The following is a 26,227-nucleotide window of genomic DNA, read 5'->3' as shown; positions in this document are numbered from 1 at the left end:
ACCGCTGGCAGCCGCATAGGCAGCTTAGGAAAATTATCCTTAAGGCGTCCCACGGACCTTATCTGCTGAATAAGCAGCCTCACTTCACTACCGCAAACCCCAGCGCCGGGTGCCAACGCCAGCCTGCTTGGTTGACTGGCACGCGGGTACGGGTAAATTTCTGTGCAAATTGATCCAGCGGCATCCCCTGGGCTTCGGCTTGCTCGATCATGCATTGGCTCAGATCGCTGTCCCCCCAATGGCTCACGCCATCGCCCCTGACGGCTTCATCGGGGATGTCATAGCGTTGGCTAGTGTCGATCGGCACGTGTAGTTTTTCGAATTTCCGCTCACCGTCTTCCAAGCGATACAGGCACGGGCGCTCATCCTCATCCAACTGCCACATCAACTCTACATCTGCCTGGGGGTCCGCTCTGAACGGCTGTGTCTGCTGCAAAAACCCGGTCAACCACGCATGATTCCGCATCCAAAAGCTGGTGGCATTCAACAAATGAGGGCGGATGGGCGCCAGCATCTGGTGCTCCATCCGCGCATGCTCCAAGTCGACCAGATTGCTGCCGATCTGACGATCTGCTTCAGAACGCGCCTGAACTCTTAATCGTGCATCAATTGGCATGCTCTGGTTTTGATCCAACCAAGGTGCCAGCAAGGTGGTCAAATCATGGGGCCGCAAGGGAAAGTCGGTGTTCTCGAAACCTGGCTGACAATAGGCCGGTTGATTGGCCCGATCAAAATGCTTCAAGTTATGGTTAAAAACCAGCAGATTGGGCGATGCAGGACTTTTTTGACGCCGATGGCGCCATACCCGCCCGGCCAACTGAATCAGGGATCGCATCGAAGACGGCTCGACGACAGCCCAGTCGTAGTCATGATCCCGGCCAACCTCTGTCACGGGTGACCCCAAAACCATGAAAAGCTGATTCTGGGCAGCCTGCGCATCGATCGCCTGCCTGACCTCAGGCAGATCAAACACGGCTGCTTCCTGCCGACGATCCAGCGTCCTATCCAAGCGATATTCAATGCGGGAACGCAGGAATAAAGGGAACCGCGCATGGTACACACACAGATGAATATGAACACCCTGCGGCGCCCCCAGGCGAAACAAGGCCAGTGCCACATCAATCAACGGATCGATATTGGCCATGCGGACCAGACCGAAGCTGATTCGCTTGCCGCTGCGCGGGTCAACATTGGCATGCTCGGCGTGCAAGCACAATGCAGCGTCTCGCACAAGGCTGGCAAATGCCTCGCGACGGCCCCCTTTATCCTCCGTCCTGAACTGATCGGGCAGCGGTAATAATGCTGCACGTCGCCGCTCGACCTGATCCTCCAAGCGGCGCACGCGCTTGTCAGCAAAGACCTGATGCTGCTCTGCAAAGAACTCAGGATCAGGACAATCCGCATGGGCTTGTGCAAACTCATCGATCCAGAGGCAACAAACCGACGGCGTTTCCGATGGCCGCACGCCGCGGTGTTTCTGAAATGCCTGCCTGCCCTCCAGGTAAGCTGTAAACAAACCCTGCACCAAAGCAGGCGGCAGCGTCGCTGACGACAGCAGTACTCTGGTTCCCAGCAGGCCTGCCCAATGCACCAGACGGGCCAGCGCAGGCAGGTCGGATAGATCAAAATCATCCGGCTCATCAAGCACTAGGTCTCCGGTCAGCAAACGCAGCATGGGCGCAATCTGGCGCCCACCGCGCAGACCCTCGGTGGCTGGCGTCAGATGGTCGACGGTGCACACCAGCAGGGGGGCCGCCAACAGACGGCGAGCAGCGGGGTCACGACCCAGATGATCCAGAATCGGATGCTGATCATTGCCCTCGTAGACAATGTGCGTGGTTTCGTCGAGTAGCGCCTGTCGGGACGCCGAACCGCTATCTTCAGCCAGTTGCGCGTAGTATTCAAACATCGCGCGATGCGCAGCCCCGCCCACCTGAATCGCCAGTTCCTCATCCTCCAGCCCCAAATCACGCTGGAAACTACGGCCCGTCTGCAAGGTCAACGCGCGTAGGCCAATGGCAAATGCACAACGCAAGCCTTGCACAGGATCTGCCAGCGCATTCATGATCCGGGCATTGCCCAGCGTCTTGCCGCAGCCAGTCGAAGCCATATTGACGATAAAGGCCCCCTGCTCTGCGGCCCTTTGGCGAACCCCCGCCGCCAGATCAGCGGCCTTGTCCTGCCACCGGAAAGCAGGATTTGCGCTGCGTTTTTTCAATCCGCGATGGCCAATCAAACGCGGCAGGTCCCGTGTCAAGGACGGCAGTGAATGCACAATACGACCGGCATGCAGTTCGACACCCAATAAATGCTCGTCAAGTCGCTGCAACGGCTTGCCCGTCGCTCGATTGGTATTGGCAAACAGGGGAAAATCATCTTCCCCCTTGACTCTTTCTTCCTTGGCCTCCAGGCCGGAATAGTGATGATCCCCCAGCATCAGCGCCAGCCGCGATACATGCATCAGAAAAGGGTCCCGCAGACAATCGCTGATTGTTGGTAAGTCCTGCAACAGATCCTTGGCGATACGCGCCGCCCGCTTTCGCCATGCAGCGGTCCGCACCGGCAGCCCATCATTGAAAGTCCAATACGCAACTACTTTTTTATCTTTCGCTGATACCGGTTGCTTGGGCCACGGTTCGTTCCAGTCCGCATCAATCTGACCCAGTACAGCATTCAAGGCCTGACCATTCACGCTCAGAGGGGAACGGCCATGCCATAGATTGATCGACTCGGACTCGGAATTTGTGCGTGGTACCGCAGGCAAACGGTGGTGGGTAAAGACCAGCCAGGCCACCGCCTGCGCCAAGGGCGGCAAGCCTTTTCCGGCACTGGCAAAAGGCTTGCTGCTCTGCGCTTCAGGGTCCTTGCCATCACGCAGCAGGCGACCGTTCTTCCAATCCAGCCAGGGCTTCTCGAAGCGACGACCATCCGCAGCATCGCTGCCCGCATCAATCAAACGCTGCAACCACCCAGCATCATCATCCGAGCCGACAAATGCCTGGAACAGCCGCACAGAGACCCATTCATGGCGATAGCGGTTCTTTTCCCTGAACGACTTTGCTTGCAACCTATCCTGAAACGACTGACTGGCCTTGCCCAAGTCATGCAGCAACGCCGCCAAGGCCGCCATACGGCGGATCATCCGCAAGCTATGCCAGTCATTTTCGTCATCGCGCCGCAAAATATTGCGCTTGGTCATATTCGTCGGCACAGCGCCTTCAACATTGAACTGCCGCGTATCGCCGACGATCCATAGCAATTCGCTATGATCCCTGCCACGAATCCAATGACAAGCCACCGCCGTATTCTTGCGCGCTGTCTGGCGCAACAGTTTTCTTAAGGTTGCCAAGCCCGCCTGCGTAATGGCGGTCTGCCATGTCCTATCCCCTCGCCTCTCGGCGAATTGATCCAGTATCCGGCGCGTTTCCGTCAACGCCCGTTTACTGCACTGAGACACCAGCAGCACGTTCACGTGCTTTCCTTGCCGTCCGGCATGACAGAAGACACACGACCTGCGGTACTCATGGCAATGTCTTTGATCGTATCAATCATGAAATCCAAAGATTCGCTGCGGGTCAAGGCCTCGACGCAATTGCGACGAAACTGCTGCTCATCGTCTCCCCGCATGGCGGATAGGAAAGCTTGCGGCAGGATGCAGGCATCCTTGACCAAGTCAGCCGCATCAAATACCAGACCACCACGACGCGTTTTCCCATGCAAGACAGCCAGGCCATGCGGCAAGCCCAATACCCAACACGCCGTCGCCCCCAATCCATAGGCAAGATAATTACCATGATCCAAAAAACGGTTGGCAGGATCTGTGCCGGAACCCCGTTTGGCACGTGTGAAATCCCCATAGCCGACCGTATCGACAGCTGTCTTGAACAAGGCCTTGGTCAGGCGAGCCTCCTCGGTCAATAGATCAACCGTGTTCCCAGCTAGGTCGATCCGCAACAAACTCTGTTCCAACAACGCATCGAGCCGTGCGGCATCAAGCTGGAAACCAGCATCCCTGAGCGCAGCATGCCGCCATTCCTGACCCAAACGCTGGATACGGGCTCGCTGCAATGCCCTGGCCGCTGCCAAGCGCAAATCGTCGACGAACCAGAACTTCACCCATGCCTGCAGATATTCCGTCGAACGATACTCGCTTTGAGGGTTGAACCAGGCGACTTCCACATCCACCTCGTTGGCGGAAAACAAGGGGGTTCCCCCGCCGCCGCAAAAACCCACCAACACACCTGCTTTCGCCAATTCGCGCATAGCTGCCTGAGTGATCGAAGTCCCAGTACCCAGCAGGATGCTGGTGGTGTTTGCAATGGGAATATTCCAATACAACGAGCGTTTGCCCGCATCAGTGACATATTCCACCCGCCCACCGTTAACCAGCACTCGGCAATGTTCCAAATAATAAATATTGGCCCGTTTGGAATGCAGGATCGTCTTGAGATCCGAAGCAGCGATATCGTTCATATGTATTTTTGTAACATAAGCCGACTAAAAGTATAAGTCTTCTTGGGCACAAATCTGTGCGCCAAGAATGTCCCCACACACCCACTCCCCCCATGAACGATAATACGGTCTGCCTCTCCCACCCTACATAGACAGCCCCTGCGCATGACCACCCAAGATCTCTCCGGCCACACCCCCATGGTGGATCAAGAGCAGCTATTCTCAGGGACAAAAATACAAAATATCACTTTAGAATCAAATAATTAAAGAAAGCTACGCCCCACCCCTCCCTGACTTGTTATGGGCATGAATTGGCGTGTTTTGGCGACTAAATTGTCCCAAATTTGTCCCAAGAATTTGACCGTCAACTTATGGCATATCCTGGCGTATGCAGGCATATTGTGCTGGACCATGCTCTCGTTCCTCGGAGTACGATATAGCTCTCACATGCAGTACGCTCAAACGCGCTACAACGTCTTGTCCGATACGAGTTAGCGCGGCACTGTCGCGGCACATGATGCGAAAGGATTTCGCTAGTGCCATTCACACCTTACAATTTTTACTCCGACAGACTATGTCTTCCCAAGTTCCGCAGGCGACAGTTGCCCCGTCGTTTTCTTGACCTTGAGTGGTATACGCAGAAATCGGGCGCCATTTTCGTCCGCGTCAGGCAAGCGCCCCGCGCAGATGTTTACCTGTATGGACGGCAACAACAGCTTCGGCACTAAAAGCGTCGCATCACGCGCCTGCCGCATTGCTACAAATTCCTCTTCGGTGATACGGTCGTTCACATGGATGTTGGCTTGACGCTGCTCGCGCACCGTCGTCTCCCAGCGATGCTCCTCTCGGTCCGGCCCCGTGTAATCATGACAAAGAAGCAGCCGCGTGCCGCCGGGCAGGTCAAGCAGACGACGAATCGATCGATAGAGCGCGCGCGCATCGCCTCCCGGAAAGTCTGTGCGCGCCGTCCCGTAATCTGGCATGAACAAAGTATCGCCGACAAACGCTGTGTTGCCGATTCGATAGGTCATATCGGCGGGGGTATGACCTGGCGTATGCAGCACCTGTATTTCCAGCGCCCCCAGTTCGATCCGATCACCCTCGGCAAGAAGCTGGTCGAAATCGGACCCGTCTGCCTCCAGATGATAAAGCGCAAAAACAGGACGAAAAATCTTCTGCACCTCTTGGATGTGCTCGCCAATGGCAACCCGTGCGCCTGTCTTCTCTTTGATGTAGGAAGCAGCCGACAAGTGGTCGGCATGGGCGTGCGTTTCGAGCACCATGGTGATGCGCCACCCCTTTGCCTTTGCCAGCGCGAGAATATGATCTGCGGACGTGGTGTCAACCTCGCCGCTGGGCATGTCAAAGCCTAAAACCGGGTCGATGACAGCGGCGACACATGCGACGGGCTCCACGACCAGATAGCTGATCGTATGGGTATGTTTGTCAAAGAACGCTTCGATGATGGGTTCGGCAACCACGGCAATCTCCATAAATGCTTGCTAATTATATTAGCACATGCTAAATTAGAATTATCTAATTAAAAAGGTCTTTTAATGTTCGAAGTCACCATGGATCTCGCAACGTTCGAACAAAAGGCGGGTACTGTCGCACAAACCTTGAAAGCGCTCAGCAACACTCGCCGCTTGATGGTGCTGTGCAAACTGATCGAACACAAAGAACGAACAGTCGGGGATCTCGCCCTGGACGTGAACCTTTCGCAGTCGGCGCTCTCGCAGCATCTTGCCAAAATGCGTGAGCAAGGACTCGTGGACTTTCACCGTAAAAGCCAAACATTGTGGTATCGGGTGGCCGACCCCCAGATTGAGACACTGCTGGCAACACTCTATCAACTTTATTGTAAGGATTGACCCGATGACCATGATCCCCATCCCCCCGGCCGAGGCGCGGCGCCTGATCGACACAGGGGCCAAACTCATCGACATTCGCGACCGTGACGAATATATGCGCGAACACATAGCCGAAGCAGTCAATGTCCCCATGACCGAGATCGATGGCCTCGAAACCGACAATCGCCCGGTCATCTTCCACTGTCGTTCCGGCGCACGCACTCAGGCCAATTCGTCCCGTCTGGTCGGCGCGACCAGCGCACCGTGCTACATCATTGAAGGTGGGCTTGATGCGTGGCGCCGCGCCGGACTGAAAGTCGAGCGCGATCAAGGTCAACCGCTGGAACTGATGCGACAAGTACAGCTTTGCGCCGGAGGCTTGACGTTGCTGGGGGTAGTCTTCGGGTTCCTCGTCGATCCGCGCTTCTTCGTTCTACCCGCGATTGTCGGAACGGGAATGATGATTGCCGGAGCAACGGGCTGGTGCGGGATGGCGCGGTTGCTGCGGCGCATGCCGTGGAATCGCCGTATGGCGATCTGACCCGAAGCGCGGATAGCGGAGATACACCTCACGCTCGCCACAGACAGCCTGATCGGGATTGTACTGGGCTTTGCCGGCAATCCTCGCTGTGTCGCTACCCGTCAACGCGGTGGACCGACTCTATCCAGGTAGCGACCAGCTTCGCTGCAGTGGTGGTGTGTGGCAGCCTTTGCTGTGGCCGGCGTCATCGATGCGGCTTTGCGCGCACAACTTGGCAAGATCGTCGATGGTTCGCGTTTGCTGATGATCAACATAGGCCTGTCAATGCTGCGTCAGCGCGGCCACAGAGTAAACACCCGATGCGGCTTACGCGTGAAACTGTCGAGTGCGGAAATTTGGATGATCCTTGACATCTATTACTTGGACAATAAATAACTGGCTGCGATAACCACACCTTTATGACAATTTTGTCACCAGAATGCCATGTTGTCGACAGAACGTGAACCCTAAGATGCAAGGCACGACACGCATTTGACTCAGATCAACGCGTCGCGCGCAATCATTTTCAGGAGCCACGATGATAGTAAACAATCACCAGCAAGCCACAGCTACTCGCTTTCGCCGGTCCGCGTATCGCCTCGCCCTGGCCTTCGCGCTCTCTACAGGCATTTCGGGTGTACAAGCCGCAACATCCGCCGACCCGTTTCCGCAGCCCGTTTACATCACTCTAACCAAAGCCAACGCTGTGCAAGAGATGGCAACATCCAACAGCCTGGATGGGTTGCCTACGGCCCATTACGATGCCATTTCAGCCGACGGCAAACTACTGATGGTGAGCAGCAAGGATCAGCCAGAGGCCTATCTGCTGGACGCACAGACCGGCCAAAAGCTGGCAACCTACAAAATCGGCAAAGTGCCCCAAGGCGTCGCCATCAGCCCTGATGAACGCTGGGGCATGGCTGTGGCGGCCGGTGAAGATACCGTATCGGTCATTGACCTGAAGACCAGAAAATTAGTCAAGACGATTACCGTTGGTAAAACGCCCCACAACATTCGATTCACGCGCGACAGCAAAATGGCGTACGTCACCCTGCAAGGGGGCACGGGCGTAGCGGTGCTGGACATGTCGTTGCTCAAGAAGGTGGACGAAATCCCCGTTCCTGGCATAAAGGGCCCGCACAATCTTGACCTCTCGCCTGATGAGAAGACGCTCTGGGTGCGAGACTTTGTCGGTAAAGTCGCCGCAGTGGACATTGCATCGCACAAGGTGAAAGCGGTCATCCCGGTCGGCCTGGGCCACGGCGGCATTGATGTCACACCGGGCGGCAAGTACGTGGTCACCGGCGCGATCGCGGATCATCTCGTCGATGTCATCGATCCAAAAACCATGCAGGTCGTCAAACGTGTGGATGTCGGCCAGGGGCCGCACGGCGTGCGGGCCAGCGCCGATGGGCACTGGATATACGCATCCATCACTGGAACCAATCAGATCGCCGTCATAGACGCCAACACACTGGACGTCGTCAAGCAAGTCCCCACCAAGGGCGACGTGCCTTTCTGGATCTCCGTCGTGGGAAACGACTAATCATCCCGGATCGGCAAGGTGGTGCCGCGCACCGCCACCTGACTGTTGAAACACAGGAAACCCTTCATGAAAAATACGCATCCGCGCGTCATTCCACGACGCCAGGCCTTACGCAAGCTCGCCCTGACCGCCGGCACGGTAGCAGCGCTCCCGCTTGCGGGGCTGCTGGGCGTCTCCCCTTCCTTTGCGGCGCAGCCTCCGGGCAAAGCCAGCAAAGCCGCAGTGAAATACCAGGATCACCCTGACGGCACATCCTTCTGCGCCAACTGCGCCAACTTCACGCCGGGATCAATTTCCGGCGCACCCGGCGCCTGTCTTGTCGTGGCGGGCGAAATCAGTCCCATGGGATGGTGCCTCGCCTACGCCGCCGACTGAGGGCCAGATTCAGAGTTGATAAGATAATCCCTTTTACGATAGAGGCTTGCACATGGCCATCCTCGTCATTGAAGACGACATAAAAACGGGAAACTATCTTCAGAAAGGTCTGTCCGAGGCGGGCCACCACGTGGATCTAGCACGCAACGGCATCGACGGCCTGCATCTTGCCCGGGAACAGCGCTATGAGCTACTGATCCTGGATGTGATGCTACCTGGAAAGAATGGCTGGCAGGTCATGGCGGAAATACGGCGGCTCTCGGACGTGCCGGTTATTTTTCTCACTGCGCGGGACCAGGTCGAAGACCGCATCCATGGCCTACGACTCGGTGCGGACGACTATCTGGTCAAGCCATTTTCCTTTACCGAGCTGGTTCTACGGGTGCAGACGCTGCTGCGGCGGGGCGTCACGCATGAGCCTACGACGCTACGGCTTGCAGACTTGGCGCTGGACCCCATTCGGCGCAAAGTCTCACGGGGCAGCGTCACGGTCACGCTGACAAACAAGGAATTCATGCTTTTGCACTTGCTCTTGCAGCGGCAGGGGGAAGCATTGCCGCGCTCCGTCATCGCCTCGCAGGTCTGGGACATGAACTTTGACAGCGACACCAACGTGGTGGATGTCGCGATCAAGCGCCTGCGTGCAAAGGTCGATACCCCTTTCGATCAAAAGCTGATTCACACAGTACGCAGTATCGGCTACATGCTGGCGGAGCAGCCGTGAAGCATCCATTGCTGCAGTCACTCACGGCACGCACCGCCATTCTTTTCGCCATCGTCTCCTGCATGGTGGTCTCCGGCTTGGGACTTTATCTGTACGCCGAGGCAAAGCAGGCACTCGAAACCCGTGCAGACTACACACTCGTGGGCCGTGTGGAGCGCTTTCGCACCTTGCTCCAGGATCTCTACAACATCCGACAGATGGAAAAACGCCCCGACCTGTTCGAAAGCATGCTGGGCAACGAGCAGGACGTACGCATCTTCCAGCGCGTGGGGGAAAAGCCATTCATCGATGTGAACCCGGGACACATGACGATCCCTTCTTTGACGGCCGTTCCAGTGGATCAGGACGTCGGCATCGACGCGCTGCGCGCCGGAACTCGCGCCGACGGCGTCGGTGTGCGCTGGGTTTCGGCACTGGCCAAAGTAGGAGGTCAAGACGGTACGGTCAAGATCACGGCCGCCTACGTCATGACGCAAGAGTCGCAAATGCTCAAGGCCTATTGGCTACGCGTCATGGGCGCGATCGCACTAGCCGCGCTACTGAGCTCGATACTGGGCTTTTTATTCCTGAAGCGCGGCCTGGGTCCGTTGGAAGTGATGGGAAAACGCGCCCGGCAGGTGTCATCCACCAACCTCGCGGTGCGCTTGCCGGAAGAAGACATGCCCTCTGAACTGCGCCAGCTCGCCCGTTCGTGCAACGCCATGCTGGACCGCATTCAATCGGGCTATGAACACCTGTCCCAATTCTCGTCTGATCTCGCCCACGAGATACGCACCCCGGTCAATGTCCTGATGGGGCAAACCCAGGTGGCGCTGGCGCAGCCACGAAGCGCCGCCGACTACGAAGCGCTGCTCGCCTCCAATCTTGAAGAGTTGACGCGCATCACACACATTGTGGAAAACATCCTCTTCCTGTCGCGTGCCGACCACAATGCAATCGCGCTGGAACGCCAGCCCATCGCGCTTGCGCAGGAATTGGAAAAAATAGCGGAATATTTTGAAGGCCTGGCCGACGAACGCGGCATGTCGTTCGCCGTCGAAGCAGATGGCACCGGTTACGCAAACATTGTCATGTGCCGGCGTGCTGTCAACAACCTGGTCATCAACGCGATCCGCTACGGAGACGCAGACACTCGGATACGCCTGGCGGCATACGCCGATCGGCAGGGATTTACAGTCGCCGTCGAAAACCACTGCCCTCCCGTGACACAGGAGGAAGCCGGACGCATGTTCAGACGCTTCTATCGCGGAGACGCCTCGCGCAGCCTCCCCACCGAATCCAATGGCCTGGGCCTCGCCATCGTTGCCGCTATCATGGACATCCACGGCGGCGGTGCTCGGGTTGAAACTTGCAATGACGGGCGGATTCTGTTCTGCCTGGATTTTCCGGTCGAACGAATGGAATCAACCCTAAGCGGCCTGGGACACGCGGACCACCACGCTTCCCGCCGCCGAATTCGCACAGGTCCGATGTCACGTTCCCAACACACAGGAGAACCATCATGCGCCATCCCTGGAAAACGGACATCGTGCCGTCCGAAATCACCCCCGAAGCCGTCTGGCAAGGACGGCGGCGGCTCCTGAAGAGCGCCGCGCTTGCACCACTCGCTTTGGGAACATCTCAGGCAGCGTCGGCAGTATCAGACACTGGCCCCACAGGCCCGGTGCTCCCCGCCTCGCGCAACGCCGAATGGTCCACCGACGAACTTGCCAACAGCTGGCAGGACATCACGACCTACAACAATTTCTATGAATTCGGCACCGGAAAGGGCGACCCCGCGAAATATGCCGGCAAAATGCAGTTGACCCCGTGGGCGGTGCAGATTGACGGCGCAGTGCGCCGGCCGATGACCCTGGACATTGATGACTTGCGTAAACTCGCGCCGCTCGAAGAGCGCATCTACCGGTTGCGCTGTGTCGAAGCGTGGTCTCTGGTGATCCCCTGGATCGGCTATTCGCTTTCGCATCTGCTCAAGCACATCGAACCGACGGAGGCGGCGAAATATGTAGTCTTCACCACGGTCGTACAGCCCAAAGCCATGCCGGGCGTGCGACAAGGCATCCTCGACTGGCCCTACGTCGAAGGGCTGCGAATGGACGAAGCCATGCATCCGCTCACATTGCTCACATTCGGGCTTTACGGCCACGAACTGCCCGCGCAGAATGGTGCGCCAATGCGCATTGTCGTCCCCTGGAAGTACGGGTTCAAATCAGGTAAATCACTCGTACGGATTCACCTGCAATCCACGCAACCAACCACGAGCTGGATGCGGGCGGCCCCGCGGGAATACGGCTTTTATGCCAACGTGAACCCCAGTGTCCCCCACCCGCGCTGGGGCCAGGCCACCGAGCGGCGCATCGGCTCGGGCTTGTTCGCTGCCCGCATTCCGACGCAGCCCTTCAATGGGTACGGGAAAGACGTGGCCGCGCTGTACCAGGGCATGGACCTGCGGCAGAATTTCTAAGGTACCTTATGTCACATCACGACATACGATCCGAACGAGCCCGGTCAAATGTCCACAGGCCCGCCGCAGCCCAAACAACACCGCCCAGGCGAAAAGGCGGCAGCTTCACGCTCGGCCTGAGCATTCACCTATTCGGACTATTCCCTATTCTGCGCTGGGTGGTGCTCGGGTACCTGGGCAGCCTGAGCGCGAACCCGCAGGAATTCCTGACGCGATCCAGTGGCATCTGGGCCTTGGCACTGCTCTGGGCGACCCTCTGTGTAACCCCTATCCGGTGGATCACGAAATGGAATGGTCTGGCGCGCCACCGCCGAAAGCTTGGCCTATACGCATTCTTCTACACTATCCTGCACGTCATCGCCTGGGCACTCTGGGACCGGGGAGCAGCACCGCTGGCCATGTGGGTCGACCTGTGGCAACGCAGCGTCATCGGCATAGGCGCCCTTGCCGTCCTCTGCCTGATACCCCTTGCCGTCACCTCGACCCACGGCTGGATTCGCCGACTGGGCGGGTGGTGGATGCGCCTGCATTGGCTGGTCTATCCTGCCGCCATCCTGTCTGTTTGGCATTTTATCTGGATGCGGGCCGGAAAAAACGACTTCTTTGAGCCACAACTGTACGCCTGGACGCTGTTCGCACTACTGTCCGTGCGTATAGCACGGTGGGTCAGACCTAAAACCACGCATGCGAGTTGAAACCATCTCAATTTCGTAGATGGCTCCATGACCACCACCATACCCATTCACACACACGGTTAGCATTGAGTTTTTATCGATATTTCGTTGAAAGTACTGACCAATCAGCTCGCCTCCTCAACTCCGATACCACCCGACACCAGCCTCTCGGGTGTAGTTGCCCGGCGCGCGGCGGGATCTCCTTAATCAACACCGTATCTCGGACCGGGCGTGCCTCGCGGGGCCATCGCAGCAGGTATGCGGTCGGATCAGCCGCGCTGCCATGACCGAGAGCGCTGTGTCGAGAAGCGATTACAGCCAACCCGGCTGGTTGCTCCAATCTGCCGGGAAACCAATCTCAGCCAAGTTCACCTCCGGATACCTGGTAAATAACTCTTTCAACTGATCCGGCCACGCCTGCGGCAGACCTGTCTGGCGCCATAGATAATTGATGACCGTCGCCACGGCATAGAACGATTTTGAATCGGAAAAGCGAATGCCTGCCTTGCGATAATCCTTGGGTGCAACTCCGAGTGTCACGCGAAGAAGTTGCCCACTGTGGGCCACCATATTACGTACAACCGTCAAGGTGTGAATCCACGATTCAAATACCTCGGTCGCGTCAATATTGAAGCGTCGGCTAATTGCTTTGCGATCATTCGGATTCTTCAGCAACTGGTAGGTTCTAGACCAAAGCCCAAATGTCACGCACTCACACACCAACCAACTGGGCGGAAGACGTGGCGTACTGTACCGTAGGAAATAATGCTTCACGAACGTCTTGTCGCGGGCCCGCTCCACCTCGGCCTCGATCTTCACTACAAGTTCGGCCGCGCCTTGGCGGCGTCCTTGTCTGAACAAACTGGCATCCAGGAACCAATGTGGCGAGTGCTTGAGGCTCAGGTAGTTTGCCATCACAACCCGCACCGCAATTTCCAAGCGCTCGATGGCTGCCATGGTGAGGGCTCGCAACTCTCTATCGAACTCGCAGCGACTGACGATTTGTTCAAACCGATGGCCAGCCGGAAAGGCCTTGGTGACCGGATCGACCAGATGATACCAGTATCCTTTGAGACGATATCCGCCCACGAAACGCATATAACTGAGCGCCCACTCACGCCTAGCGTCATCCACCACCAATCCTTGCCGCTCCAACTTCTGGAGAAGCTGCTCCGGCGAAGATGCTGGTTTATTGAATGGAACGCAATTTATTGCCATGGTATAGATGCAAAAAACCCGCCTTTTGCACGTCTGCATAGAGCAGAACCCTACCCGAAGATAGGACGTGTGGCGGGTGTGTTAAGTCAATTCTAACCCAACTACCTCGTCACACACAAGCCGAAAGACCAACAGCCGAAAGACCAACAGCCGAAAGACCAAGAAAAGCTGGTGTCAAGCCGTTCGTGACAACATCTCCGTTGATGGCGCTGCCTTGCGCACGCCGCCCTTTTTGAACCCGCGATCTCCCGCCATGAATGCTTCCAGCATGTGTGGAATCAACGTCGCGGCATCAACGGTTTCTCCATACGTCTGCGCATGCAGCGATGCATAACGCTCCAGCTCGGCTTTCAGGCTGGCCGGGCATGCAAAGGTCAGTTTGATGGTTTCGATCTTGGGCAACGGCCCGAGCCGCAGTTTTCGGGTGGTGGTCATTGTGATGCTCCCTTGTTGAAGAAGAATGGCTGGTATGGCCGCAGCACCAGATCGCGGTTGACGATGATGCGCACCGGCAGGCCGGGTCGGCTGGTCAAGGTGGGCTGGATGTTCATGTTGCGCCGGGCCATTTCCTGGCCGACTTGGTTGATGCTGTCCTGGGCGCTGTCGCGTCCGGCGATAATAATGCGCTCGCCGTCCTGGCGATTTTCCGGCGCGGCCAGTTCGGCGCCGACGCCTAAAAGCGTTGTCAGCACGGCACCGCCTATGATGCGATCCCAGTGCCAGTCCACATCATCTTCCAGGCCGGCGTAGCCCGCCGGGTCGGTGCCAACCAGGTTATCCAGGGTGAGCGAAGACGTATCGGGCAGGATGATCCGGTGCCACACGACCTGAACCCGGCTTTGGCCGTAGCTGACCTGGCTGTTGTAGCGGCCCAGGATACGCGATCCTTGCGGAATCAACAGGTACTTGCCGGTCGCAGAGTCATAAACAGGTTCGGTGACGGTGCCGATCACGTCACCCGGAAGATCGGACTTGATGCCTGTTACCAGCGCGGCGGCGATGACCGTACCGGCCATGACCTGATACGGCGAGGCGGGCAATTGCAGATTGCCAGAGTTACGGGTTTGCGTAGAGCTGGATTGCAGGAACGCCTCTTTCTCGTCTTGCCGGCTCTGTGCGGCAGTGGGATCGGTGGATTGCGCCGCTGTCGAGGCTGGCCCCGCGGCCAACGGGTCGAAGGCGGCCAAGGTACTATCCGTCCCCGACGCCACCGGCATGGCCTGCGCAGCCGCCGCCGAAGGTTGGCCAGACTGCCCCTGACCGGTACGGAAAAAGACCGGCGAGGCGGCGGCCGCTTCGGCCTCCTTGCGCCGCGCTTCGCGTTCGGCGGCTTGAGCGTCAACGCCCGGTGGCGCATAGGTGGCAACCGCTGGCTGCTGGCTGTTCACGATGGCTGGTCCCAGGTCGCCCGGCAGCGGCGGCCCGAGTTCCGGCACATCGGGCGGCAATTCTTGTGTAGGTAGCATGGAATAATCCGCAGGCAAGGCATCAAGCTCTTCCGATTTTGACACCCTGTCTACGTTGTAAAGCTCGGTCTGTGCGCCTGCGCCGCGCCGCTGGGGTTGCAGCGACCAGATAGTGGCACCCAGCACCACCACCGATAGCCCGCCTACCAGCAAAGCCAGTGTGCGGCGGTTCAGCCGCGTGACGGGTCGTGGCTGGGCGCGCAGCGCCACGGTTTCAGGGGCCACCTTATCCGCCGCCTGGGGTGAGGCTTTATCGGGTGTATGTTCCTCGCTCATGCTCAGTTCCTCCGAGCCACGCCATCGGTGCGCTCAATGCGCACCACGTCGCCCCGATCACCGCCCAGGCGCAGCTCGGCCGCACCAAACAGCCGATCCACGATATAGTACGGCGAACGGAAACGGTAGTTGACTAGTTGGCCGTCGCCTGCAGCGTCGATCACAAAGAGCGGCGGCAGCTCCCCATGAGCGATGCCAACCGGAAACTGGATATAGACCTTCTGCCCATCATCAAAGGCGCGCAGCGGCTTCCAGGGCGGATTGCTGCCACTGACCGTGTAGCGGAAATGCAGCTTTTCCAGCGCCAGCCCGGTATCCACCGGCGCAGTAGCTTGTGCGGCCTGATTCTGACGCTGCAGGGCCAGCATCCGATCCTTCGGATACTCCCAGGACACCGACGCCATCCACGTCTTTTCGGTGGAAGTTAGCTCAAGCAGATAAGTGCGGCGGTTGGTGGTGATGACCAAATTCGTCTTCAAGCCTGAGCGGATAGGTTTGACCAGGACGTTCACGCGCAGGTCTGCGCCGCTGCCGCTGGACGTATCGCCTACAATCCAGCGCACCGTGTCGCCGGCAGCCACCGTCACCAGCTCCTCGCCGGGCTGCAGCGCAATCACCGTCACGCGGCCCACGCCGGTATAGAGCTGATAAAGCGCCCCGTCGCTGTAGGGCCAGACCTGAATGGCATTAACGTAACCCTCGCGGGTGGGCGCGACACGGGCTTCGGCATTGGCGCGGGACACCCGTACAGTTTCATCGGCTGGTTCCGGCGTAGGCTGGCCCGCATCCGTTCCCGGCAAGGGTTTCAGTTGCGCTGGCAGCGCCAGAGGCTCAGGCACGGCAATCACTTCGACCGGGCTAGGCGGTTCCGGCAATAGTTCGGCCTGCACTGGTTCATCAAGCGAGATGGCAGGCGGTGGCTTACCCTGGGTCGCGCAGCCCGCCAGGGCAATCAAGGTCAACGGAAAAACGTAAAAGCGTAAAGACGGCATCATCGCTGGGCTCCTTCAGACGAATCGAGTTCACGGCTCCACGACAGGCCATTGACGTAAAGCCCCAGGGGGTTTTTGCGCAAACGCGCTTCGGTGCGCGGCGGCTGATGCACGATAGACACCACCGCCGTCCAACGCTCCAGACCGGCGGACGTACCATTGACGAAACGGCGCTGCGTCCAGCGCACGTTGAAGGACGTGTCGCTGGCGCGCACGACGCTGCTAATCTGCACCGTCACCGATTCTTTGCCGATACGGGTAAAGGGGTCGTTCACCCGTGCGTAGTCATTCAGCACAGCGGCCCCCTTGTCCGTGGTGTAGTCATAGGCATCCAGCCAGTTCTGGCGCACCACGATGGGGTCGATGGATAGCGAGCGCACCAGTGTGATGAAACGCGCAATATGGTGAGCGATCTGTGCATCGTTGGGCCGGTACGGCGTGGCGGCTTCCCCCACGGCGCGCACCTGGCCCGCGTTATCCACCTCCACGACATAAGGCGTGACGATGGACTGCATCGAGCGCCACACGAGGCCACCGGCCATGAGCAGCGCCAACAGCAGGCAACCGAAGGCCATCAGCCGCCAGTTCCTGGCTTGCACCCGCGCCGAACCGATACGGTCATCCCAGACCTGGGCGGCAGATTGGTAAGGTGTGGCCGGTTGCGGTGATTCGGCATAACGCACCAGCGGTCGTTTGAAACGCATGAGGGTTCCCCTTATGAATCGGAATCACGCAGACTCGGGCCTTGGCCTGCACCGCCGCTGTCGCCACCGCGCAACGCGTGGGCAGCAGTCGTAGCGGCTTGCGTCAGTTGTTGTCTGCGATGCAGACGTTTAGCCCAGGCCGGTTGTGCGGCAGGGCTAGCTGTCTCGGATGATGCCGCAGCGGACGCGCCAGGCCCGGCGCCGGACGCAAAAGCCGACCCCGCTGCCCCTTTGAGACCACCCCCCGCCCCAGCACTCGTCTGGAAGGCCGATTGGATGCCGCCCGCGCTTGCACCGATGGAGCGGGCCGCGCCCGAAGCCATGCGAGCGGCGCCCGGAACCATGCGCGCGCCTGCCGCCACCGCACCGCCGACGCCCGTGGCGGCCGCACCGATGGCGACGGCCGTCCCCACCGCGCCCACGGCGGCACCGGCCATGGAACCCGCACCCAACTGTGGCCCGCCGGAGACCAGCCCCGTAGCGATGCCCGGCCCGAAGATGCCGAGTGCCAGCAAGGAGAGCGACGCCAGCATGATGACCAGCGCATAATCAATCGACGGTTCATCGGGATGCACCTGGAACTCGGCGAACAAGCCACTGCCAATCCCAACGATCACGGCCAGCACCAGCACCTTCACACCCGACGACACCACATTGCCCAGCACCTTTTCGGCAAGAAATGAGGTCTTATTCCAAAGCGCAAACGGCACCAACACGAAGCCAGCAAGCGTGGTCAGCTTGAACTCGATCAGCGTCACAAAAAGCTGAATCGCCAGCACGAAGAAACTGAGCACCACCACCATCCAGGCCAGGAACAGCACCACGATGGGGTCGATGTTGGCGAACACCTCGGGAAAGCCCGCCATGTCGCCGATCTGCTCCAGAATGGGCGCTGCGGCATCAATGCCGGTCTTGGCCAGTCGCCCGGGCTGCAGAAAGTTACCCATGCTCAACGACGAGCCCGAGGCCATCAGCCCCAGCCCCGCGAACGAGCGGAACAGGATGCTGGCCAGCGCGTTGAAATTGCCGATGATGTAAGCGAAGGCGCCGACATAAAGCACCTTGCGTAGCAGCTTGGCGATTACGTCGTCGCCCTGGCCGCTGGCATGCCCCAGCGACCAATACAGTCCGGCGAGCGTCATGTCGATGACAATGAGCGTCGCGGTCAGAAACGCCACTTCGCCTTGCAGCAGGCCGAATCCCGAGTCGATGTAGCGCGCGAAGGTATCGAGAAATCGATCAATGACGGCAACGTCGTTCATGGCGCAAATGCTCCGTTCTTCAGTGACCGTAGAAGTTCACGGCTTGCGGCGTGTACGGCGTACCAGTGCCCTGGAAGCGCCGCCGCACTTCGCGGGCGCGCTCGGCCACGACGGCTTGCTGGACTAGCTCCAAAGAAGCGGCGCGGTCTTGGGTGATCTGAAGCTGTTGCGCCTGGATGGTCTGCTTAGCCTGCAAGGCCAGAAGCTGATTGGTCGCCTGCATGGCCTGCAATGCGCCTTGCGCGGACTGGCTTTGGCTCACCAGATCAATCAGTGCGCTTTCATCGTCGCGCAGATTCTGCGAGGCTTGCGCCTGCACACGCATGGCGGTGTGCAGACCATTAAGCGTGTTCTGCCAGCGCGCACGCGCATCCTGGGCCATGCTGTCGCCGCTTACAGTCGCGGCATACTGGTCGGGATACAGGCGGGCAAACTCCTGGTCCATGTTTGTCACCTCGTAACTGAGCCCTTGCGCCTCGTCGATCAGACGCTCGGTAGCGGTCAGCGTGGTGCGCAAGCGGTTCACGACGTCGAAATCCAGGCTCGCCAGATTGCGAGCCTGATTCATCAGCATCTGCGTCTCGTTCTGAAGCTGGTTGATCTGGTTGTTGATTTGCTGCAGCGTGCGAACGGCGGTCAGCGTGTTCTGCGTATAGTTGGATGGGTCAAAAACCGTTTTCCACGCCCAGGCGGGCGACGTCGCGAGTAACGACACCGAAAGCACAGCGGCGATTGATACAGATAGCGTGCGGGTTTTCATGGCAGGGTCTCCTGTAGATGAGAAGAAACGGCAGTGACTGAGGGCACAAAGCCGGAGAAATTAGGCAACAGGTCAGCGGCCCAATCCAGGCCACGATGGCGCAGCCAGGCACCCGTGAAGCCGGATACGCCGGCTTCCAGCAGAATGCGGTCGATGTCGCGCTGATCTTGCGGGGTCGAAGCCCCTGCAAAGGCAAGCGTCGCGGGCCCGAGATCAAGGTCGAACAGGCGATTTCCCAGGCGGGATTGGTAGTAGTAATCGCGCTTGGGCTGGGCAGTCGCGACAATCTCGATCTGTCGGCTGTTCAGCCCGAAACCTTCGTAGATCGTGCGAATCTGCGGTTCAGTCGCCTGCGGGTTGGGCAGGAAAATGCGGCTCGCGCAGCTTTCGATGATGGCCGACGCAATGCTCGAATCCTTGATGTCAGCCAGCGATTGCGTGGCAAAAATCACCGACACATTCTTCTTGCGCAGGGTCTTCAACCACTGCCGGATGCGAGCGGCAAAGGACGGTTCATCCAGAAACAACCATGCCTCATCCAGAATCAAGAGCGTGGGCGCACCATCGAAACGCTCATCGAAGCGGGCGAAGAGATAGCGCAGCACCGCCTGCACGGCGGCGGGACTGTGCATCAGCTCTTCCATTTCGAAGCCCTGCACATCGGCCATGCCCAGCCGGTCATGGTCGGCGTCTAGCAACTTGCCATGCGCACCGCTCAGTACATAGGGCGCAAGCGCTTGACGCAACGTGTTCGATTGCAGCAGCACGGAAAAGCCCGTCAGTGTGCGCTGTTCCACCGGCGCACCCGCGAGACTTCCCAGCGCCGACCAGATGGCAGCCTTGTCGTCAGGGCTGACGGCCATGCCTTCATGCTGCAAGCGACCTTCGATCCACTCCGCTGCCCAGGTGCGGTAGCCTTCGCGGTTAATGCGGGCCAACGGCTGGAAAGCGATGCCGCCATCGGCACCCAGGTCGTAGTGCTCCCCGCCCAAGCCCAGGATGGTAGCGCGCATTGAGCGGCCCATATCGAAGGCAAAGATGCGTGAGCCGTGATAGCGGCGAAACTGCTGAACCAAGACGGCCAGCAACACTGACTTGCCCATACCGGTCGGTCCCGCGACCAGGGTGTGGCCTACGTCACCGATATGCGTCACCAGCCGAAACGGCGTCGCACCCTCGGTACGCGTGACAATCAGTGGCGGGCCATCCAGGTGATCATTCTTCTGCGGCCCGGCCCACACCGCCGACACCGGCATCATGTGCGCCAGGTTCAATGTAGACACAATAGGCTGCCGTACATTGGCATAGGCGTTGCCGGGGATGGACGACAGCCAGGCATCCACCGCGTTCAGTGTCTCGGGGATGGTCACAAAGCCCCGGCCCTGGATGACGCGCTCAACCATACGCAGTTTTTCATCGGCCACGGCGGGATCGGCATCCAACACTGTTACGGTAGTGGTCACATAGCCGAAGGCGACCTGATCGCTTCCCAACTCCTGCAAGGCGGCATCCGCATCGGCGGCCTTGTTGCTGGCATCGGTATCGACCAGCGGCGACTCCTGCTGGAAAATCGTTTCCCGCAGCAGCGCCACGACATTCTTGCGTTTGGCGAACCATTGACGACGCAGGCGGCGCAGTTCCTTTTCCGCCTCAGCTTTGTCCATGCACAGAAAGCGCGTGCTCCAACGATAAGCAAAGCCAAGTCGGTTCAGGTCATCCAAAATTCCCGGCCAGGTGGAGGTCGGAAAGCCGCGCACCGACACCACACGCAAATGGGTATCGCCCAACGTCGGCGCCAGCCCTCCGGCCAGTGCGGAATCGGCCAGCAGCGCATCCAGATGGAACGGCACCTCCGGCACGCCAACGCGGTAACGCCGCGTCGAGATGGTGGAATGCAGGTATGTGAGCGTCCGACTGTCGTCCAGCCACGCAATTTCCGGCATGACGCCATCAAGCAGATCAAAGACACGATCCGTTTCCGCTACGAACGCGGCCAGGCGCTCGCGCCAGTCCACACCGTCGGAAGGACGGTTTTCGTAGAGTATCCCCGCCGCACGGGCGCGGGATTCTTCGGGTGGCAGGAACGCAAGCGTCAGGTGGTAGCTGCTCTCGAAGTGATTGCTCGTCTCTTCAAACGCGGCACGGCGCTCTTGATCGATCAGCCAGGACAAGGCTTCAGGAAAGTCTGAATGGGGATAGTCTGCCGCCGGGCGGCGCTCAGCTTCGACGAACAGCGCCCAGCCGGATCCAAGGCGGCGTAGCGCATTATTCAAGCGGGCCGAAGTGGCGATCAGCTCGCCTTGGGTGGCGCTATCCAGATCCGGCCCGCGAAAGCGCGCCGTGCGCTGAAACGATCCATCCTTGTTCAGCACCACGCCGGGTGCAATCAACCCGGCCCAAGGCAGCCAGTCGGCCAACAAGGCGGGACGCTGGCGATATTCCGCAAGGTTCAGCATAGTGTCATCCCCCTCACACGTCCAGCAGCGTCTTGTGCTTGATATGGCGTGCGAAAACCTGCATGAATTGCGGATCAACACGCGCGCCCCATACGGCAAGCGAATGGCCGACGATCCACAGCACCACGCCCGGAATCCACAGTTGCAGGCCCAGCCCCACGGCAGCAGCCAGCGTGCCGTTGGCAATCGCTACGGTGCGCGGTGCGCCGCCCATCAGAATCGGCTCGGTAAGCGAACGATGCAGAGGAATCTCAAAGCCTGGGGCGAAGCTGGGCGCGCCTTCGTTGTCCGCATTCATACGACGGCCCCACCGGAGAAACTGAAGAACGACAGGAAGAAGGAGGACGCAGCGAATGCGATGGACAGGCCAAAAACAATCTGAATCAACTTGCGAAAACCACCGCTGGTGTCGCCAAAGGCGAGCGCCAGGCCGGTGGCAATAATGATGATGACCGCGACGATGCGCGCCACCGGCCCCTGAATGGATTCGAGAATGGATTGCAGCGGCCCCTCCCAGGGCATGGAGGAACCGGCGGCCTGCGCCGCGCTCGCCACCAGCATCAACAGCATGGTCAGCAGCAGCCCTAGCAGCGCTGGGTGGGCAAGACGGCGTAGGCACTTCATAATGGAAAGCGGAACGACGGAAATACGGAAGGCATCAACAAGCGTCATGACAAGTCTCCATACAGATCAGCGGCTGGGAAGGAAGGCGATGGCTCAGCAAATTCCGGCTCCAGCGCATCGGCCAGTTGGTAACCCACGCCATCAAAGCCGACGACACGGGCAATGTTTTCGATGCGGCGCTTGCGGCCGCGACCGGCGATGTAGATTACGACATTGACCGCCTCGGCAATCAATGCACGCGGCGGGTTCACCGCCACTTCCTGAATCAGTTGTTCCAGACGCAGCAGCGCACCCACCGCGGAGCCGGCGTGGATGGTGGCAATACCGCCCGGGTGGCCCGTGCCCCAGACCTTGATGAGATCCAGCGCTTCGCCGCCGCGCACTTCACCGACCACCACACGGTCAGGACGCAGGCGCATCGTGGCGCGCACCAGTTCTTGCATCGTCACGACCCCCATACGGGTGCGCAGCGGCACATGGTCGTTCGCGGCACATTGCAGCTCCACCGTGTCTTCGAGCACCAGCACGCGGTCGCCCGTGGCGGCGATTTCAGCCAGCAAAGCATTGGCGAGCGTGGTCTTGCCCGTGCTAGTGCCCCCAGCAATGAGGATGTTCTGCCGTGCGTGTACCGCTCGCACCAAAAAACCTGACTGGACGGCGCTCATCATGCCGTCTGCTACGTAGCGTGTAAGCGGAATCACGCCCACCGCCCGCTTACGCAGCGCAAAGGCCGGGCCGGGTGCGGCGGGCGGCAAGATGCCTTCGAAGCGTTCGCCGGTTTCGGGCAGTTCCGCGCTCAGTAGCGGCTGGCCGCGATGCACTTCCGCGCCAACGTGTGCCGCCACCAGGCGGATGATGCGCTCCCCATCCGCTTCGGACAGCTCCAGGCCCAGCGGCGCGCGCCCGCTGGAGAGACGATCCACCCATAGCGAGCGGTCGGGGTTCAACATGATCTCCACCACGTCCGGGTTGTCCAGTGCGGCGGCGATCACTGGCCCCATGGCGGTACGCAGCATCTGGATGCGGCGATCCAGGGCGACGGCGGCAGAAGATTTGTGCACGGCACTCATGAGACACGCTCCATCGCCTCAGCCCGAGTCGCCATTTCATCCATGCTCACGGGCTCGGGGTGCAGCTCCTCCACCACGTCGCGTACCAGACTGCGACCGCGCAGCAGGTGGCGGCCAAGCTGTTCGACGAATTGCTCGAAACGCGCCTTACCCTGCGCGCGGGCGACGTCCTGATGGGCTTCGGGAATCGGCGTGCTGACCGTCAGGTAGTAGCGTACGAAGAGCGCCAGCGTCTCGATCTGAATGTTCTGGTCGCGCTCCAGGCGCTCGAACTGGCGCGAGAGCCGGTCCAACCGCCTGGCCATCGCCGCTTCGCGCTGGTCGCCGGCATCGGGCGATAGCCAGGACGCCAGCGCCGCCGCTACGATGGACGATTTGGAGACACCTTTCTTGGTGGCCAGTTCATCCAGGCGCTTGGCGTGCTCAGGATGAATAAAAAGATTCAGGCGATAGCGGCTCATAGCTGGATTCCGTCATCAAGGTCGAGGGAGGTCATGCGCGCCACGCGCTGCAAGGCGGGGTCAAGCTGGCGGGGTAGCATGGGCGGCGGATCGTCGTCATCCAGCAGCGACAGGTCACTGGCCGGGTAGACGGATTTGGGGACATAGGAGACGCTTTCCGCAAGTTCCGGCTGGCGACGCGGGCCGCCATCATCAGCCGTGCCAACTGTGTCATAGTTCTCCATCGCGTCGGCAGCAGCTGGAACAGCCGGAATCGCCAGCGCGCTCCAGTCGTCAGGACGGGCTGGTGGCGCATCCGCATAGCGCTCGGTGGCAAGCGCGGGCGGCGGCAACACCCGCTGCGAAAAATTGGCATCCGCGTAATAGCGCAGTTTCTTGGCCTTGATCGGCGGACTACTTCCCACCATTACCACGGCCTCATCCGGCGGAAGCTGCATGACCTCGCCGGGGGTCAGAAGCGGCCGCGCCGTTTCCTGGCGCGACACCATCAGGTGGCCCAGCCAGGGCGCGAGTCGGTGGCCGGCATAATTGCGCTGCGCCCGCAGTTCGGTGGCGGTACCCAGGGTTTCGGAAATCCGCTTGGCCGTGCGTTCGTCGTTGGTGGCAAACGTCACGCGAACATGGCAGTTATCCAGAATCGAATGGTTCTGGCCATAGGCTTTGTCGATTTGGTTGAGCGACTGCGAGATCAGAAAGCTGCGGATACCGTAGCCAGCCATAAAGGCCAACGCCGTCTCAAAAAAGTCGAGGCGGCCCAGCGCCGGGAACTCATCGAGCATCAGCAGCAGTTTGTGACGGCGCTCGATGCCGTCGGAACCGTCCAGCGATTCGGTGAGCCGCCTGCCAATCTGGTTGAGAATCAAGCGGATCAGCGGTTTCGTCCGTGAAATGTCCGAGGGCGGCACGACCAAGTACAGCGATACCGGATGGTCGGATGCGATCAGGTCAGCGATACGCCAATCGCAGCGCGACGTGACTTCGGCCACCGTGGGGTCGCGGTACAGACCCAGGAACGACATGGCGGTGGACAGCACGCCCGAGCGCTCATTGTCCGACTTGTTCAGTACTTCACGAGCGGCAGAGGCCACTACGGGATGCGGCCTGCCACTTTCCCCACCTGTGCCCAGGTGTGCGGTCGTCATCATGCGATGCAGCGTTAATTCAAACGGACACGCCGGGTCGGACAAAAAGTTCGCCACACCGCGCAGCGTCTTGTCTTCACCCGCATAGAGTACATGCAGGATGGCCCCGACCAGCAGCGCGTGACTGGTCTTTTCCCAGTGATTGCGCTTCTCCAGCGCACCTTCTGGGTCAACCAGAATATCGGCGATGTTCTGCACATCGCGCACTTCATGCTCACCCCGACGCACCTCCAGCAGCGGGTTATAACCGGCCGAACGACTATCTGTGGGGTTGAATAGCAGGCAGTGCGAGAAGCGCGCCCGCCACCCGGCGGTGATCTGCCAGTTTTCGCCCTTGATGTCGTGGATGACGGCAGAGGCCGGCCAGGACAGCAAGGTGGGCACCACCAAGCCCACACCCTTGCCCGAGCGCGTGGGTGCGAAGGCCAGGACGTGTTCCGGCCCTTCGTGACGCAGGTACTGTTTTTCGTATAGACCAAGGAAGACGCCTGTGGGCTCAGTCAGCCACGCCTTGCGGATATCGCTACTGTCGGCCCAGCGTGCCGAGCCGTAGGTGGTGACCAGCCGCACCTGGCGCGAACGCCAGATCGACATGCCAATGGCAACTCCCACGGCAATCAGGCCGCTGCCTCCAGCCATCATGCCCCCCGCGTTGAACACCTCTGGGGCATAGGCATCGAAAAAAAACCACCACTCGAACAGTCGCCAAGGGTGGTAAATCGGTGTGTCGAGAAAATCAAACCAAGGCGTCCCCAGGCGTGGCTGGTAGCCCAAGGCGGCGGCCACCCATTGTGTAGCGCCCCACACGCCCACTATTACGGTGCCGAGTACGACGGCGATCTGCCCGAACAGCACGTTCGTCCCTTGCATGGTCTGGTCTCCGATGACTCCTGCGCTGATTCCCCGTGGAAAGACGGCACGTAGGTGTGCCCGCAATACGAGGATCGGTGCCGGGTCTGTGCCGGTCAAAGACTATTATCGGGACAATGCTGACGAAAATAGCATCAGTGCATGTGGAGACGAGCACGACGAAAGCGTCGCAGGCGCGGGCGTGCTGCGACGTATCAGGCGAAAAAATGGAAGATTTGTGGCGGACTCGCTACAATCAGAACGCCGGAGGTGTCTCCGACGGCGTGTAGGGCACTTTACCGTCGCCGTAGAACCGCTTTCGTGTGGCGTCGGCAACCCGCT

At 59.6% G+C, this 26,227-nt stretch carries 25 protein-coding genes and 1 pseudogene; 9 read left to right on the top strand and 17 right to left on the bottom strand.

From position 1 onward, the window contains the following. Positions 1 to 79 precede the first annotated feature (79 nt). From cas3f to VDP81_RS11745, 3 genes are all read right to left on the bottom strand, one after another. Positions 80 to 3,472 (bottom strand): type I-F CRISPR-associated helicase Cas3f, encoded by a 3,393-nt coding sequence (cas3f, locus tag VDP81_RS11755; protein ID WP_323012451.1) that lies wholly within the window; start codon positions 3,470 to 3,472, stop codon positions 80 to 82. Then, positions 3,469 to 4,473, bottom strand: a complete 1,005-nt coding sequence (gene cas1f / locus VDP81_RS11750; protein ID WP_323012450.1) for a type I-F CRISPR-associated endonuclease Cas1f — start codon at positions 4,471 to 4,473, stop codon at positions 3,469 to 3,471. The genes cas3f and cas1f overlap by 4 nt, the downstream gene beginning before the upstream one ends. 551 nt (positions 4,474 to 5,024) lie before the next feature. Continuing rightward, positions 5,025 to 5,945: an MBL fold metallo-hydrolase gene (locus VDP81_RS11745; protein WP_323012449.1), complete on the bottom strand. Its 921-nt coding sequence runs from the start codon at positions 5,943 to 5,945 to the stop codon at positions 5,025 to 5,027. 63 nt (positions 5,946 to 6,008) lie between these two features. Between VDP81_RS11745 and VDP81_RS11740 the strand changes: the two genes are divergently transcribed. The 9 genes from VDP81_RS11740 to VDP81_RS11700 all read left to right on the top strand — a co-directional run bounded on the left by VDP81_RS11740 (position 6,009) and on the right by VDP81_RS11700 (position 12,626). Further along, positions 6,009 to 6,323, top strand: a complete 315-nt coding sequence (locus VDP81_RS11740; RefSeq protein ID WP_323012448.1) for a metalloregulator ArsR/SmtB family transcription factor — start codon at positions 6,009 to 6,011, stop codon at positions 6,321 to 6,323. Between the two features lie 4 nt (positions 6,324 to 6,327). Next, the gene (locus tag VDP81_RS11735) at positions 6,328 to 6,843 is read left to right on the top strand and encodes a rhodanese family protein (RefSeq protein ID WP_323012447.1); all 516 of its coding nucleotides are present in this window, start codon (positions 6,328 to 6,330) and stop codon (positions 6,841 to 6,843) included. Positions 6,844 to 7,002: 159 nt separating this feature from the next. After that, entirely contained in the window at positions 7,003 to 7,218 is a 216-nt protein-coding gene (locus VDP81_RS11730; protein ID WP_323012446.1) for a hypothetical protein, read from the top strand. A 142-nt stretch (positions 7,219 to 7,360) separates the two neighbouring features. Then, positions 7,361 to 8,368, top strand: a complete 1,008-nt coding sequence (locus VDP81_RS11725; protein ID WP_323012445.1) for a YncE family protein — start codon at positions 7,361 to 7,363, stop codon at positions 8,366 to 8,368. Between the two features lie 66 nt (positions 8,369 to 8,434). Continuing rightward, positions 8,435 to 8,743 carry a high-potential iron-sulfur protein gene (locus tag VDP81_RS11720; protein WP_323012444.1) on the top strand — a complete coding sequence of 103 codons (309 nt, stop codon included), beginning with the start codon at positions 8,435 to 8,437 and terminating at the stop codon, positions 8,741 to 8,743. 52 nt (positions 8,744 to 8,795) lie between these two features. Next, a complete protein-coding gene (locus tag VDP81_RS11715; RefSeq protein WP_323012443.1) occupies positions 8,796 to 9,467 on the top strand; it encodes a heavy metal response regulator transcription factor in 672 nt (223 codons plus the stop codon). Beyond that, complete coding sequence (locus tag VDP81_RS11710) at positions 9,464 to 11,050, top strand: heavy metal sensor histidine kinase (RefSeq protein WP_323012442.1); 1,587 nt, start codon at positions 9,464 to 9,466, stop codon at positions 11,048 to 11,050. The genes VDP81_RS11715 and VDP81_RS11710 overlap by 4 nt, the downstream gene beginning before the upstream one ends. Further along, positions 10,969 to 11,931 carry a protein-methionine-sulfoxide reductase catalytic subunit MsrP gene (gene msrP, locus VDP81_RS11705; RefSeq protein ID WP_323012441.1) on the top strand — a complete coding sequence of 321 codons (963 nt, stop codon included), beginning with the start codon at positions 10,969 to 10,971 and terminating at the stop codon, positions 11,929 to 11,931. Before VDP81_RS11710 ends, msrP begins: the two co-directional genes overlap by 82 nt. Positions 11,932 to 11,939: 8 nt before the next feature. Next, positions 11,940 to 12,626, top strand: coding sequence for a protein-methionine-sulfoxide reductase heme-binding subunit MsrQ (locus VDP81_RS11700; protein WP_323012440.1), 687 nt, complete (start codon positions 11,940 to 11,942; stop codon positions 12,624 to 12,626). Between the two features lie 291 nt (positions 12,627 to 12,917). On the opposite strand, the gene VDP81_RS11695 is transcribed toward VDP81_RS11700, so the two are convergent. The 14 genes and pseudogenes from VDP81_RS11695 to VDP81_RS11630 form a co-directional block, all read right to left on the bottom strand. Further along, the gene (locus VDP81_RS11695) at positions 12,918 to 13,823 is read right to left on the bottom strand and encodes an Abi family protein (protein WP_323012439.1); all 906 of its coding nucleotides are present in this window, start codon (positions 13,821 to 13,823) and stop codon (positions 12,918 to 12,920) included. A gap of 174 nt (positions 13,824 to 13,997) precedes the next feature. Next, positions 13,998 to 14,258, bottom strand: coding sequence for a DUF2274 domain-containing protein (locus VDP81_RS11690; protein ID WP_323012438.1), 261 nt, complete (start codon positions 14,256 to 14,258; stop codon positions 13,998 to 14,000). Beyond that, positions 14,255 to 15,565 (bottom strand): TrbI/VirB10 family protein, encoded by a 1,311-nt coding sequence (locus VDP81_RS11685; RefSeq protein WP_323012437.1) that lies wholly within the window; start codon positions 15,563 to 15,565, stop codon positions 14,255 to 14,257. The genes VDP81_RS11690 and VDP81_RS11685 overlap by 4 nt, the downstream gene beginning before the upstream one ends. 2 nt (positions 15,566 to 15,567) lie before the next feature. Further along, positions 15,568 to 16,560 (bottom strand): P-type conjugative transfer protein TrbG, encoded by a 993-nt coding sequence (gene trbG / locus VDP81_RS11680; protein WP_323012436.1) that lies wholly within the window; start codon positions 16,558 to 16,560, stop codon positions 15,568 to 15,570. Beyond that, positions 16,557 to 17,261: a conjugal transfer protein TrbF gene (gene trbF, locus VDP81_RS11675; protein ID WP_323012435.1), complete on the bottom strand. Its 705-nt coding sequence runs from the start codon at positions 17,259 to 17,261 to the stop codon at positions 16,557 to 16,559. Before trbF ends, trbG begins: the two co-directional genes overlap by 4 nt. An 11-nt stretch (positions 17,262 to 17,272) precedes the next feature. Next, positions 17,273 to 18,523 carry a P-type conjugative transfer protein TrbL gene (gene trbL / locus VDP81_RS11670; RefSeq protein ID WP_323012434.1) on the bottom strand — a complete coding sequence of 417 codons (1,251 nt, stop codon included), beginning with the start codon at positions 18,521 to 18,523 and terminating at the stop codon, positions 17,273 to 17,275. 19 nt (positions 18,524 to 18,542) lie between these two features. Further along, positions 18,543 to 19,283, bottom strand: coding sequence for a P-type conjugative transfer protein TrbJ (gene trbJ / locus VDP81_RS11665; protein WP_323012433.1), 741 nt, complete (start codon positions 19,281 to 19,283; stop codon positions 18,543 to 18,545). Beyond that, on the bottom strand, positions 19,280 to 21,739 hold the full coding sequence (gene trbE, locus VDP81_RS11660) for a conjugal transfer protein TrbE (RefSeq protein ID WP_323012432.1): 2,460 nt from the start codon (positions 21,737 to 21,739) through the stop codon (positions 19,280 to 19,282). The genes trbJ and trbE overlap by 4 nt, the downstream gene beginning before the upstream one ends. 13 nt (positions 21,740 to 21,752) lie before the next feature. Further along, on the bottom strand, positions 21,753 to 22,037 hold the full coding sequence (locus VDP81_RS11655) for a VirB3 family type IV secretion system protein (RefSeq protein WP_323012431.1): 285 nt from the start codon (positions 22,035 to 22,037) through the stop codon (positions 21,753 to 21,755). Continuing rightward, on the bottom strand, positions 22,034 to 22,411 hold the full coding sequence (locus VDP81_RS11650; protein ID WP_323012430.1) for a TrbC/VirB2 family protein: 378 nt from the start codon (positions 22,409 to 22,411) through the stop codon (positions 22,034 to 22,036). Before VDP81_RS11650 ends, VDP81_RS11655 begins: the two co-directional genes overlap by 4 nt. After that, positions 22,408 to 23,433, bottom strand: a complete 1,026-nt coding sequence (trbB, locus tag VDP81_RS11645) for a P-type conjugative transfer ATPase TrbB (protein ID WP_323012429.1) — start codon at positions 23,431 to 23,433, stop codon at positions 22,408 to 22,410. Before trbB ends, VDP81_RS11650 begins: the two co-directional genes overlap by 4 nt. Beyond that, entirely contained in the window at positions 23,430 to 23,894 is a 465-nt protein-coding gene (locus VDP81_RS11640) for a CopG family transcriptional regulator (RefSeq protein ID WP_323012428.1), read from the bottom strand. The genes trbB and VDP81_RS11640 overlap by 4 nt, the downstream gene beginning before the upstream one ends. Then, positions 23,891 to 25,906, bottom strand: coding sequence for a conjugal transfer protein TraG (locus VDP81_RS11635; protein WP_323012427.1), 2,016 nt, complete (start codon positions 25,904 to 25,906; stop codon positions 23,891 to 23,893). The genes VDP81_RS11640 and VDP81_RS11635 overlap by 4 nt, the downstream gene beginning before the upstream one ends. 235 nt (positions 25,907 to 26,141) lie before the next feature. Beyond that, a pseudogene (locus tag VDP81_RS11630) lies at positions 26,142 to 26,227 on the bottom strand (entry exclusion lipoprotein TrbK); the annotation flags it as partial.

The organism is Castellaniella sp. (assembly GCF_034675845.1).
Lineage (GTDB): Bacteria > Pseudomonadota > Gammaproteobacteria > Burkholderiales > Burkholderiaceae_B > Castellaniella.
This window is presented reverse-complemented; position numbering and strand designations above follow the sequence as displayed.

Coding starts and splice junctions, on each gene's coding strand:
- cas1f (WP_323012450.1), bottom strand. CDS start 4,473: ATGAACGATATCGCTGCTTCGGATCTCAAGACGATCCTGCATTCCAAA.
- VDP81_RS11745 (WP_323012449.1), bottom strand. CDS start 5,945: ATGGAGATTGCCGTGGTTGCCGAACCCATCATCGAAGCGTTCTTTGAC.
- VDP81_RS11740 (WP_323012448.1), top strand. CDS start 6,009: ATGTTCGAAGTCACCATGGATCTCGCAACGTTCGAACAAAAGGCGGGT.
- VDP81_RS11735 (WP_323012447.1), top strand. CDS start 6,328: ATGACCATGATCCCCATCCCCCCGGCCGAGGCGCGGCGCCTGATCGAC.
- VDP81_RS11725 (WP_323012445.1), top strand. CDS start 7,361: ATGATAGTAAACAATCACCAGCAAGCCACAGCTACTCGCTTTCGCCGG.
- VDP81_RS11720 (WP_323012444.1), top strand. CDS start 8,435: ATGAAAAATACGCATCCGCGCGTCATTCCACGACGCCAGGCCTTACGC.
- VDP81_RS11715 (WP_323012443.1), top strand. CDS start 8,796: ATGGCCATCCTCGTCATTGAAGACGACATAAAAACGGGAAACTATCTT.
- msrP (WP_323012441.1), top strand. CDS start 10,969: ATGCGCCATCCCTGGAAAACGGACATCGTGCCGTCCGAAATCACCCCC.
- VDP81_RS11700 (WP_323012440.1), top strand. CDS start 11,940: ATGTCACATCACGACATACGATCCGAACGAGCCCGGTCAAATGTCCAC.
- VDP81_RS11695 (WP_323012439.1), bottom strand. CDS start 13,823: ATGGCAATAAATTGCGTTCCATTCAATAAACCAGCATCTTCGCCGGAG.
- VDP81_RS11690 (WP_323012438.1), bottom strand. CDS start 14,258: ATGACCACCACCCGAAAACTGCGGCTCGGGCCGTTGCCCAAGATCGAA.
- VDP81_RS11685 (WP_323012437.1), bottom strand. CDS start 15,565: ATGAGCGAGGAACATACACCCGATAAAGCCTCACCCCAGGCGGCGGAT.
- trbG (WP_323012436.1), bottom strand. CDS start 16,560: ATGATGCCGTCTTTACGCTTTTACGTTTTTCCGTTGACCTTGATTGCC.
- trbF (WP_323012435.1), bottom strand. CDS start 17,261: ATGCGTTTCAAACGACCGCTGGTGCGTTATGCCGAATCACCGCAACCG.
- trbL (WP_323012434.1), bottom strand. CDS start 18,523: ATGAACGACGTTGCCGTCATTGATCGATTTCTCGATACCTTCGCGCGC.
- trbJ (WP_323012433.1), bottom strand. CDS start 19,283: ATGAAAACCCGCACGCTATCTGTATCAATCGCCGCTGTGCTTTCGGTG.
- trbE (WP_323012432.1), bottom strand. CDS start 21,739: ATGCTGAACCTTGCGGAATATCGCCAGCGTCCCGCCTTGTTGGCCGAC.
- VDP81_RS11655 (WP_323012431.1), bottom strand. CDS start 22,037: ATGAATGCGGACAACGAAGGCGCGCCCAGCTTCGCCCCAGGCTTTGAG.
- VDP81_RS11650 (WP_323012430.1), bottom strand. CDS start 22,411: ATGACGCTTGTTGATGCCTTCCGTATTTCCGTCGTTCCGCTTTCCATT.
- trbB (WP_323012429.1), bottom strand. CDS start 23,433: ATGAGTGCCGTGCACAAATCTTCTGCCGCCGTCGCCCTGGATCGCCGC.
- VDP81_RS11640 (WP_323012428.1), bottom strand. CDS start 23,894: ATGAGCCGCTATCGCCTGAATCTTTTTATTCATCCTGAGCACGCCAAG.
- VDP81_RS11635 (WP_323012427.1), bottom strand. CDS start 25,906: ATGCAAGGGACGAACGTGCTGTTCGGGCAGATCGCCGTCGTACTCGGC.